Origin of the sequence: Type-D symbiont of Plautia stali (assembly GCF_001485335.1) — a bacterium.
Classification (GTDB): domain Bacteria; phylum Pseudomonadota; class Gammaproteobacteria; order Enterobacterales; family Enterobacteriaceae; genus Pantoea; species Pantoea vagans_C.
Map to the genome: position 1 here is coordinate 42413 of NZ_BBOC01000033.1, position 10986 is coordinate 53398.

Below are 10986 nucleotides of genomic sequence, written 5' to 3' on the forward strand. Positions count from 1 at the left end.
CATGGATCGCCCTTCACGCATCAAGCCGCTTTAACCGCGCGTACTTTCTTTTCTGGCGCACTCACTTCTGCATCAGCAGAGGCTTCCGTTTCGCTCTCTGCGCTCTCAACAGCTTCTTCCTTCACCGCATCCGGTAACTTGCTGGTGCGAAGGATATGCTGCACCGCGTCTTTCTGTTCTGCCAGTAACATGCCCAATGCTTCGGCCTGCGCTTCATCCAGCTCAGGCTGATGCTGTTGCAGCCAGTCGGTGAAGGCGTCAGCCATATCGAGCATTTTATCCCAGGCATCCGCGTCTTTTTTATTGGCAAACGTCATCTTTTCTTCACCCTTTCTGACAACAACATATTTGGTTTCGACTGCCATGATGCACCTCGGTTAACTGTATTTATATACAGTATATTCTAAGCAAACTTTTTTGAGCAATCACTTTCTGCTCATTAAGCCAGTAATTCTTCCAGGAACGTTGCCAGCGCTTTGCGCGGATCGTCCTCTTCTGACACGATCATTTCGATGCCCCACTGTCCCAACACCTCTTTTGCCACCGGGTTATTACGATTGGTGAACAGATAGGATTTAGGACGCGCGGTTGCGAGGCCCGTTCGCCCCCACATTTTTGTCAGCCGGTAGAATAACAGACGAATATTAAAATCGCTGATGCTGTATCCCACAAACAACACGGAGTTGCCCATCACATCATGGGTCAGTTTGATATCCAGCGGCGAATCGAAATAGAGGCGTTCAAAGTAGCTGCTTTCATCTAAAACGATAGAGGTATCATCGTCAAAATCGCCATGAAGTTTAATGATATGGCGCTTGTCTTCTGTCAATGAAACCAAATCCGCCGCGTTGGCGACCTTGCTGTAGGGCACGTTATGCGCCTCGTGTGCCATTTCCAACCAGCGATCGTAGTTGGTGGTGTAGATGCGCGAAAAGTTGCCCTGAGTGATCATGGTATGGATTTCAGAACTCCGCACATCAATGTCCGGGCGGTGCCATTCACGATCCATCCAACTGCGTAAGGGACCCAGCGATCCTTTGCGCTGCTTGTAATATTCCGCCAATGACAGATGTGTGCCGTAGGTGTTGAAGATTTTGGGATCGTAACCCAGCTCTTTCGCGAGATGCGCAATCAGCTCATGCCATTCCGGCAAGCCAAGATTGCGTGAGATACCCGCCCCCGCGAACAGGATCAGTTTTCCTGCATCGTAGGCACGTTTGAGTTCCGGTTTCATGCCAGTCCCCGTGATGTTTTTAGAAAGGTGGCGAAGCGGTCCAGCGCTAAGCGCCGCATTGAGATCTCGTTTTTCAGTTCACCCATTTCAGCAAAAGTCTGGGAGTGACCTTCAGGAATAAACACGCAATCCCACTGAAATTCTTGAGGTCCAGCGGGTGCCGGTGCAATGGTGCCACGCAGTTGACCTTCAAACTGATACATTTTGCGCCCATCGCAGTAGCCGAGCACCGTCTTTGCTGTCACGTTGGGGCTATCTAAACCGCTCACCAGTTTAGTAAAGCGCTCCGCATGCAAACGGCTCCAGAAAATGCGCGTCAGGCCGGCAGGTAAACCGTTTAGCCCATCGAGATATAAACCGGTGTGTTCAACAAACAGCGGACGACCAATAATAGAAAAGGCTTTAGTGAGTTTGTCACGCACCAACTCCACCTCATTTTCAGTCTGAATCTCTTCAATGCGGCGGGCGATGGGGATCACCTCCACGCCCACTGGCTCCAGGATGGTACGGACTTCGGCCAGCTTGAGTTCATTCGCAGAAAGGAATCGAATTTTCATTGCAACCCGTCGATTTTGAGGTATTCAGGCCTCATTCTAACGCGAGGCATTGTCAGTGGGTAGGAACAATCTTCCTGTGGGTAAACTGGACGATACTCCTTGCATGCTTCTGGCAGACGCTGACCAGGAGAAAATTATTGACTGTCACCGCCATCTTATATCGGCTTATCATCTATCATTGACAGACTGTTCTGGACTATCTCAAATTACCATCAAGCCGGATTCTGTGTAAATAACATGAAAACAGTTATGACAGCCGTCTCGCTTTTCCTTAATATACCCTGCTGAAAATATTAAATAATTATGACACCAATGAGATAACTCATGATCTCTTATTTCAGTTCAAGATATTCTATGATCCGCAATCTTCCTTTCATATTGAAAGGAGACAGTCTGGAAAAGAAACTTCGCTTAACCTTATTAATCGCCGGGATTTCCAGCATTTTTGCTGGGCTGTTTATGATATATTTTAACTACAGCCGTGGCCATAATGATGTGGCATTATTGTATTGTGTAAGCAGCGCGTTAGGCGTTTATATCACCTGTGCGGCCTTTTGCAGTCGGTTGAAACATCACCTCTACATCATTGTTCATGCTCTTTTGGTGAGTATTACCCTGTTGCTATTAGTCGATAATTATCATACAGCGGGTAAACATACCGAATACAATTACCTGCTGGCTTTAACCATTGGTTCTTCGCTCGTGTTGCGCCAACAGTCTGGCTATCTTAGCAAGGCATTCCCGCTTATTTGCCTGGCAGTGTATCTCCTGTTCATCGTGACTGGGCTCACCTGGCAGAATGGTGGATTTCAATTAAATATCCCTGAAGAGTATGGATTTTATATTGTCAATTGCAGTGTCCCGATCGTGGCATTGTTATTAACGGTATTTACCTCAAGAGGTAATTATTCGGAAACCGACCTGATTAAGCGTGAACTGTCAAATGCTATCATCAACAACCAACTGGAACTCTACTATCAACCTCAAGTAGATGTGGATAAGAAACTGATTGGCTTTGAAGCCCTGTTACGCTAGAAACATCCGGTGAAAGGTTTTATTTCCCCGGAGGTTTTTATCCCGGTAGCGGAGAAAAGCGGGCTGATTATTGAGATCGGTAAATGGGTGATGGAACGCACCCTGCAACAGATGTCGGATTGGGACCGCATGTTCAATCTGACCAACCTGAAATTTTCGATCAATATCAGTCCCTTGCAATTAATGCATCGGGATTTTACTCAGGATACGCTGCTGACGCTTTCGCATTATAAAATCAGTCCCGAAAGACTAAAGTTTGAAATCACTGAGACCACCTTTATCTATGATCAAAAGCGCATCGGAGACGTCATCGCGCACTTTAGCCAACTGGGTATTAAGTGGGCGATTGATGATTTTGGCGTGGGCTACTCGTCTCTCAAATCGATCAGTGATTTTGCTATTGATGATATAAAAATTGACAAGTCATTGATAATGCAGATTTTCAAAAATGAATCTGCCGCTATTGTGGTACTCAAAACTATCGAATTATCGCGCGATATGGGGCTGAACGTGTTAGCCGAGGGCATTGAGAGCGAAGAGTATTTCGAATATCTGCGTGACAAAGGCTGTCACCTGTTCCAGGGCTATCACTTTGCTCGCCCTCTTCCGGCGGGAGAGGCGGCACTGTGGATACGGAGAGCATCAAGTTAACGCTGAACTGTACTGTGCAGGCGGCATCACTGCCGCCTGAAGATCAAAATATCGCTTTCGCGATGGCTAATGCGAGTCCCATGGTGATCATTTGCATCGAGACCATCCATTTCGTTTGTGAGGTGATCGCCTGGTACAGATCGCTTCTGATAGCCAGAACATCGGCTTTTGTCGCGTAGTTTTGTTTTATTGAGGCGATATCGGCTTTGATTTCCCGAACTTCTGAACGCACCTCGGCGAGATCCTGCTTTGTTGCATGGTTAGATTTGATAACAGCGACATCCGTAGCTAAATCAGAAAATAAATTCTCTAGCTTTTTAACTCTCGATTCCATTTCAATTCCCCAATGTGTAAATGATTAACCAGTCTGTCTTGCTGGCATTAATATTCAACGCATTCAATCAGAGAAACAATACCGTTGCTCGTAAGAGAGAAAGAAATAAATGAGATAATTCACTCGCATTTACTAAAACAAGACCTCAATCAATAACCAATGAAAACAAAAAACTCACAACAATTAAATTGTGAGTTTTCTCGCAACCAATAACTGAGTCGACATTATTGATACACAATACCTGGCGGGTTTACCTGAGAAGCCTCCACTGCCTCCTCCTGCTCGCCCCAGCGCGCTAAAACCTGTTTATACTGCCCGCTGGCTATTGCACCATTGATCGCCTGCTGCAACGCGACATCCAGACCATTGCCTTTTTTGGTGGTGACAGCCACCCAGGCGCGGAACGGCCCGTGGCCAACGATTTTGGTTTGCCCGCGTGAAGCGACTTTCCATGCCGCCATTGCTTGCGGCCCAAAAGAGGCATCTGCCCGTCCGGAAAGCAGCGCCAGCGTCGCGGACGCATCATCATTCAGGTAAATCGGTTGAACCGGCGCCAGACCCTGCGCCCGGTTTTTGGCATCCCAACTCAGTAATATTTTCTCCTGATTGGTGCCCGATCCCACAATAATACGTTTCCCTGCCACATCTTCGCGCCCTTTGATGGCGGTAATCGCACTGTCGGCTTTCACCGCGAAGGCGTGGTTGTCCGCGCGATAGGTAGCGAAATCGAATTTCTGCTTCCGCTCCTCTGTCACCGCAATATTAAACATCGCCACGTCATAGCGCCCCGCCGTGATACCCAACGGCCAGTCTTCCCATGCAGCGGGCACCAGCTTTAACTTCAAGCCCAGGCTGTCCGCCAGCAAGCGGGCAAAGTCCGGGTCACTGCCGATGAGCGTTTTGTTATCCGAAGCCCACAAGCCAATCGGCGGCGAGTTCGAAGCCGAGGTCGCCACCGTCAAATATCCGGGATTCACAAAGTGAAAGCCGGGCGGGATTTTGGCGATGGCTTGCGGATTCGCCGCAATATTGATTGGCGTTTCATTATTTTTCGCATCCAGCTTTTCAGCGGCAAACAGCGGGGCGCTGAATAACCACGCCGCCAGCGCTGACACAATCACTCGTTCCATTACAGCACCCGTGCCAGAAAACGTTTAGTGCGCTCATGGCGCGGTTGACTCAGAACCTGATGGCTGCTGCCCTGCTCGACAATACGGCCATCCACCATAAACACCACGTGGTCCGCCACCTCACGCGCAAAGCCAATCTCGTGCGTGACAATCACTAAGGTCGTGCCGGATCGCGCCAGCTTTTTAATCACGTCCAGCACTTCCCCCACCAGCTCGGGATCGAGCGCTGAGGTGGGTTCATCAAACAACATCACCCGAGGATTTAGCATTAACGCGCGTGCAATCGCGATGCGCTGCTGCTGTCCGCCAGAAAGATGACGCGGCCAGGCATCGGCTTTGTGGCGCAGTCCCACAATATCCAGCAGTTCGCCGGCGCGTTCGATTGCTTCACGACGCGATAGCTGACGATGGGCAATCGGTGCCTCAATCAGGTTTTCCAGTACCGTCAGATGCGGGAACAGATTGAAGTTCTGAAAGACATAACCGACGTTGATGCGTTGGCGCAAAATTGCCTTCTCTTTCAGCTCATAAAGTTTGTCGCCACGACGCTGATAGCCAATGTAATCCCCGTCGATTTGGATAAAACCTTCATCTACGCGCTCCAGATGATTAATGGTGCGTAGCAGCGTGGATTTGCCGGAACCTGAAGGGCCAAGGATCACCGTCACCGATCCGGGTTCCAGCTCCAGCGACACCTCATCCAGCGCTTTATGTTTGCCAAACGACTTACTCACGCCGGTAATGCTGATAGCACCGGTGCTGTGCAGATGACGATAATCAATGGCCTCGGACATGGGATAGCTCCTCATTCGCGGTAGAAGTGACAGGTCGATTGCGCCACTGACGCCAGCGCGAGGGTTGTGGCTCACGCGTCACGCTGCGTGCCAGCCAGCGTTCAACGCTGTGCTGCAGCAGTGACAACACGGTGGTGATGATCAGGTACCAGGCCGCGCCCACCATCAGCAAAGGAATCACCTGCTGGGTGCGGTTGTAGATCATCTGGATGGTATAAAACAGCTCCGGCATCGCCAGCACGTACACCATGGACGTGCCTTTCGCGAGGCTGATGATTTCATTAAACGTGGTGGGAATGATGGCGCGCAGCGCCTGCGGCAGAATGATGCGGAACGTGCGTCGCGAAGAGGATAACCCCAACGCCGAGGCCGCTTCAAACTGACCGTGATCGACCCCTAAAAAGCCACCACGAATAATCTCCGCACTGTAGGCGCTTTGCACCAGCGTCAGGCCAATCACGGCTGCCGGAAATTGCCCCAGCACGTTGATGGTCTGGAAATGGCCCCAGGAGATCGCCGTAAAAGGCACGCCCAGCGACAAGGTGTCATAGAGATAGGAGAAGTTATACAGAATGATCAGCACCACAATCAGCGGAAGCGAACGGAACAGCCAGATGTAGCCGAACGCCAGCGTGCTCAACAGCCAAGAAGATGAGAGCCGCGCCAACGCCAGTAAGCCGCCGAAAAACAGGCTCAGCACCGTACCAAAGAGCGTCAGCAGCAGGGTTTGTCCCAATCCATACAGGATCACCGGATCAAAGAACCAGCGGGCAAATACGCGCCACTCCCAACGCGGATTAAAGGCCACAGAATCAATCACGCTGGCCAGAATAAACAGGGCGACAATCGCCCCGATTACCCGTCCAGGATAGCGTGCAGGCACCACGGTCAAGCGTTGTTCTTTACTCATCTCAACCCCTTAGCTGGCCTGCGCCACGCTGTGCACATCAATGACTTTTAGAAAGCGCAGACGCCCGTCATGCGGCGGCTGACCGTAGATTTCCATATCTTCGAGTAGCGCAAACTGCGGCTGATAGCCATGGCCGATGTAGAGCTGCACGGCTTCCGGCTGACGAAAACCGGTGGTCAGAAATACGCGCTGATAACCGGCGCGCAAGGCGCGCCGCTCCAGCTCTTGCAGAATCAGCAACGCTAAGCCCTGACGGCGAAGATCGCTGCGCGTCCAGATACGTTTGAGTTCCGCCGTCACCTCGTCATAGGGCTTGAACGCCCCCATCGCGATAATCTCGCCATCGCGCTCCAGTACGATAAACAGCCCGCGCGGCGGCAAATACCATTCGCTGAGTTCGACCTCATTGGCGCTCTTAAAGAAGTCGCCATAGCGCGCCGCATACTCGCCGAACAAACCGGTGATAATCGGTTGCAGTTCTGCGGCTTCGGGGTGCACTTCGCGGAAGAATTGCTGACTCATGCTGCCTCCTTAATCGCCCAGACCGGCAGGGTTGATTTCAGAGTGATCCAGACGCTCCACGCCTTCACCCCAGCGATTCAGCACCTTGTCGTAATCGCCGTTTTTGATCACACCGTTCAGCGCGGTGTTGATCGGTTCCGCCAGGCCGCTGCCCTTCTTCACCGTGACCGCGATATGCGCCGCTTTTGGCCAGCCGCCATCGACGCTACCCACCAAGCGGGTCTGATGCGTCAGTGCCGCTTTCCAGGCACCAATCACATTCGGACCGAAGTAGGCATCGGCACGGCCCGACTGTAACGCCAGCGTTTGTGCAGCATCATCCTTGGTGTAAACCGGTGTGAAAGGTTTCAAGCCTTTGGCCTGGTTCTCTTTGTCCCACGCCAGCAGGATCGCTTCCTGGTTAGTGCCTGAACCCACAATAATGCGCAATCCGGCAATATCTTCCGCTTTGCTGAGCGATTTGATGGGGCTGCTGGATTTGACGTAGAAACCGAGAGAGTCTTTGCGATAGGTCGCAAAGTCAAAACGCTCTTTGCGCTCTTTGGTGACGGTAACGTTGCTGATAGCAGCATCATATTTGCCCGATGCTACGCCCAGCGGCCAGTCTTCCCATGAGGTCGGCACCACGTTGAGCTTCAGGCCCAGGCTGTCCGCCACTAACCGGGCAATATCCACCTCACTGCCCAGCAAGGTTTTGTTGTCGTCGCTAAACACTGTCAATGGCGGTGAGTTTTGTGCTGCGACGGCTACCGTAAACGAACCCGGCACCGCAAATTTATGTCCGGCCGGTATCTGCGCGACAGCCGCCGCATTTTTTGCCGTGTTCACCGGTGTTTTATTCGCTTCAAGACTGATTTGTTGACCATTCACCGCCACATCATCAGCGAATGCCGCACTGCTCAGGCCCAGTAACATCAGTGCGATAAGGTTTTTTTCTGCATAGTGTGTTTTCTCTTTAAATTATTGTTGTGTGAACTGATTAACCGGATCTTTCAGGCCAAAGCTGGCACGCAGCGTGGTGCCGGGATATTCGCTGCGGGTTAAGCCGCGTGCTTGCAGAATGGGGATCACGCGATCCACAAAGCGCTCGAAGGTATCCGGCGTGCCGCCCTGAATAATGAAGCCATCGGTGGCCTCGCTTTCGAACCACAACTGCAAGCCATCCGCCACCTCTTCGGGTGTGCCAAAGAACAGCGGGCGAGGTGTCGCCGCTTCCAGTGCGGCCTGGCGTAACGTGTGGCCATGCTCACGCGCTTTGCGTTTGATTTCGTCAGTGGTGCTGCGGAAGCTGTTCTGACCGATATCGCCGATATCCGGGAAAGGTGCATCGAGGGGGTATTGAGAGAAGTCGTGATGGTCAAAGAAGCGACCCAGGTAGTTCAGTGCATCCTTAATGGACACCAGCGCAGCAGTGGTTTGATACTGGCGTTCAACATCGTCTGCATCATCACCAACGATCACACCCACGCCCTGAAAGATATGCAGATCCTGCGGCTCGCGTCCGTTCGCCACCAACTGCTTTTTCACATCCTGATAAAAAGCCTGCGCCTCTTCGCGCGTGGGTTGATGGGTAAAGATGGCGTCCGCATGACGCGCAGCCAACTTTTTACCGTCTTCAGATGCACCTGCCTGGAACACGATCGGACGCCCCTGCGGTGTGCGTTCAATATTCAGTGGACCTTGCACCTGGAAGAAATCACCGTGGTGATTGAGCGTATGAAGCTTCTCCGGATCAAAGAACTGACCGCTCTCTTTATTACGCACAAACGCATCGCCCTCCCATGAATCCCAGAGCCCTTTCACCACCTGCAGATACTCATCAGCGATACGGTAGCGCAGCGCATGCTCGGGATGCTGCTGACGAGAAAAGTTCTTCGCCGATCCCTCCAGCGGTGAGGTCACCACGTTCCAGCCCGCGCGACCGCCGCTCAGGTGGTCAAGACTGGCGAACTGGCGCGCCACCGTGAAGGGTTCGCTGTAGGAGGTGGAGACCGTGCCCACCAACCCTAAATGTTCAGTTACACCCGCCAGTGCCGAAAGCAGCGTGAGCGGTTCGAATCGATTAAGGAAATGCGGGATCGATTTTTCATTGATGAACAAACCATCAGCGACAAACAGGAAGTCCAGTTTTCCGGCCTCGGCTTTACGTGCGATATGTTTGGCATAGTCAAAATTGATACTGGCGTTCGCTTGCGCGGCGGGATGGCGCCACGCTGACATATTGCCTGACGCACCATGCAGGATAGTGCCGAGTCGCAGTTGTCTTGCAGTCATAATGTTCTCTCTTTTCCATGGCACAGCCTGACGGCAACGTAACGTTGCCGTGCAGAACAAAGGTATTTGTGAAGGGGGTTAACTCAGAATGGCGTCACGACATCGTGCATTGAGATGCTGCAATGCCTGCTGAGCCAGTTGGCTGAAGTAGTGGGCTGCAGGTGCGATCAAGGCTTCGTCTGGATTAAATCCACCATGATGCAGGCCATATTCGCTGGCACTGCCAATGCTGACAAAGGCACCGGGGATCTGCTGTAAGTAGTAGGCAAAATCCTCACCACCCAGATGCAATTCGGCGGTTTGCACGCGGTATCCCACCTCTTGCGCAATCTGGCTGGCAAATTGCGCCCAGCGCACATCGTTCTCTAGCACCGGCGGTCCCGGATGCCAGCTGAAAGTGGCCTGAGCACCGTTGGCAGTTGCGATATTCTCAACAATTTGCCGTGCACGCTGCTCCAGTAAGGCGCGCACCTGTTTGTCATGGGTGCGCACCGTACCGCCAAACTCGGCTTCGGCTGGTACTTCGCTGCCGCCTTTGCCCGCTTCGATGCGTGTCACGCTGAGTACTAAACTGTCGAGGGTATTGAAGCTGCGGCTGGTCAATGATTGCAGCGCCTGGATGATCTGACTGGCGACCAGAATGCCGTCTCTCGCTGTGTCAGGTCGTGCGCCTTTAGCAGAAACATGCACCACAAACTTATCGGCATTGGCATAAAAGGCCCCGCCACGGGTTGCAAAGGTGCCGGTAGGTAAGCCGGGTTCGTTATGCATACCAAAGATGGCTTGCACATTGTGCAGCACACCAGCGTCGATCAATTTTCGCGCGCCGGTGGCGTTCTCTTCGGCCGGTTGGAATAGGATGCGCACGCGACCGGGCAGTTGATCTTCAATAGCCTTGAGTTGCAGCGCCGCACCGAGCATCACCGCACTGTGCACATCATGACCGCAGGCGTGCATCACGCCGGTATTGCGTGAGCGGAATGCCAGACCGGTGGCTTCGTGGATAGGTAAGGCATCAATATCGGCGCGCAGCGCAACCAGGGGTTCACCACGACCAACCTCCACCACCACACCGGTTTCCAGCGGGTAATCGAGAGGATGCAAGCCCGCTTCCTGTAACCAGCGACGCAGACGCGCAGTGGTTTCCACTTCATGACCCGAAAGCTCCGGCCAGCTGTGCAACTCGCGCCGCCAGTCAATCAGTTGTTGTTCGCTCACGTGGCTCATCATGACCTCCGAATTAGGCCGCAACTAAGCGATGGGTCGCCAGCAGTTCCAGTGATTTGACTCGCGCCTGCTGCTCGGCAATCGGTGTATCAATCACAAACTCTTCAATGCCGAAATGCTGGTGCAGCGCGTCCAGTTTGGCGTGAACCTGCGCCGCCGTACCTTTCAAAAGCGAAGGTGTGCGCGTCTCGATCACATAGTCGGTATAACCGCCCTGACGTACATAACGTTCCGCCTGCTCCACGCTCCCGACGTTGACGCTTGGGCCATCTTTTACGTTGACGTGATAAACACGCAGATTGTCGACTAACAGATCCG

The 10986-nt window shown here is 52.4% G+C and carries 13 protein-coding genes and 1 pseudogene; 2 read left to right on the top strand and 12 right to left on the bottom strand.

What is annotated here, in order from left to right; all coding sequences use genetic code 11:
* Positions 1-20: 20 nt before the first annotated feature.
* The 3 genes from PSSD_RS12410 to PSSD_RS12420 form a co-directional block, all read right to left on the bottom strand.
* On the bottom strand, positions 21-365 hold the full coding sequence (locus PSSD_RS12410; RefSeq protein WP_039333898.1) for a YebG family protein: 345 nt from the start codon (positions 363-365) through the stop codon (positions 21-23).
* Between the two features lie 74 nt (positions 366-439).
* On the bottom strand, positions 440-1234 hold the full coding sequence (locus PSSD_RS12415; protein ID WP_034829783.1) for an SIR2 family protein: 795 nt from the start codon (positions 1232-1234) through the stop codon (positions 440-442).
* Positions 1231-1791, bottom strand: a complete 561-nt coding sequence (locus PSSD_RS12420; protein WP_039333903.1) for a non-canonical purine NTP pyrophosphatase — start codon at positions 1789-1791, stop codon at positions 1231-1233. The genes PSSD_RS12415 and PSSD_RS12420 overlap by 4 nt, the downstream gene beginning before the upstream one ends.
* Positions 1792-2145: 354 nt before the next feature.
* Here PSSD_RS12420 and PSSD_RS28130 point away from each other — a divergent pair, with 354 nt between their 5' ends.
* Entirely contained in the window at positions 2146-2826 is a 681-nt protein-coding gene (locus tag PSSD_RS28130) for a hypothetical protein (protein WP_235589226.1), read from the top strand.
* Between the two features lie 9 nt (positions 2827-2835).
* Positions 2836-3477, top strand: coding sequence for an EAL domain-containing protein (locus PSSD_RS28135; RefSeq protein ID WP_235589227.1), 642 nt, complete (start codon positions 2836-2838; stop codon positions 3475-3477).
* A gap of 43 nt (positions 3478-3520) precedes the next feature.
* Here the strand turns inward: PSSD_RS28135 and PSSD_RS12430 are convergent, their stop codons facing one another.
* The 9 genes and pseudogenes from PSSD_RS12430 to PSSD_RS12470 all read right to left on the bottom strand — a co-directional run.
* Complete coding sequence (locus PSSD_RS12430) at positions 3521-3811, bottom strand: hypothetical protein (protein WP_058972441.1); 291 nt, start codon at positions 3809-3811, stop codon at positions 3521-3523.
* Between the two features lie 224 nt (positions 3812-4035).
* A complete protein-coding gene (locus PSSD_RS12435; protein WP_058972442.1) occupies positions 4036-4941 on the bottom strand; it encodes an ABC transporter substrate-binding protein in 906 nt (301 codons plus the stop codon).
* Positions 4941-5735 carry an amino acid ABC transporter ATP-binding protein gene (locus tag PSSD_RS12440; RefSeq protein WP_058972443.1) on the bottom strand — a complete coding sequence of 265 codons (795 nt, stop codon included), beginning with the start codon at positions 5733-5735 and terminating at the stop codon, positions 4941-4943. The genes PSSD_RS12435 and PSSD_RS12440 overlap by 1 nt, the downstream gene beginning before the upstream one ends.
* Positions 5719-6645: an amino acid ABC transporter permease gene (locus PSSD_RS12445; protein ID WP_058972444.1), complete on the bottom strand. Its 927-nt coding sequence runs from the start codon at positions 6643-6645 to the stop codon at positions 5719-5721. The genes PSSD_RS12440 and PSSD_RS12445 overlap by 17 nt, the downstream gene beginning before the upstream one ends.
* Before the next feature lie 9 nt (positions 6646-6654).
* On the bottom strand, positions 6655-7167 hold the full coding sequence (locus PSSD_RS12450) for a GNAT family N-acetyltransferase (protein WP_058972445.1): 513 nt from the start codon (positions 7165-7167) through the stop codon (positions 6655-6657).
* Positions 7168-7176: 9 nt separating this feature from the next.
* On the bottom strand, positions 7177-8082 hold the full coding sequence (locus tag PSSD_RS12455; RefSeq protein WP_058972446.1) for an ABC transporter substrate-binding protein: 906 nt from the start codon (positions 8080-8082) through the stop codon (positions 7177-7179).
* 45 nt (positions 8083-8127) lie between these two features.
* Positions 8128-9441 (bottom strand): LLM class flavin-dependent oxidoreductase, encoded by a 1314-nt coding sequence (locus PSSD_RS12460; RefSeq protein WP_058972447.1) that lies wholly within the window; start codon positions 9439-9441, stop codon positions 8128-8130.
* A gap of 78 nt (positions 9442-9519) precedes the next feature.
* Positions 9520-10668 (bottom strand): amidohydrolase, encoded by a 1149-nt coding sequence (locus PSSD_RS12465; protein ID WP_058972448.1) that lies wholly within the window; start codon positions 10666-10668, stop codon positions 9520-9522.
* Between the two features lie 13 nt (positions 10669-10681).
* Positions 10682-10986: pseudogene (locus PSSD_RS12470) on the bottom strand (alkane 1-monooxygenase); the annotation flags it as partial.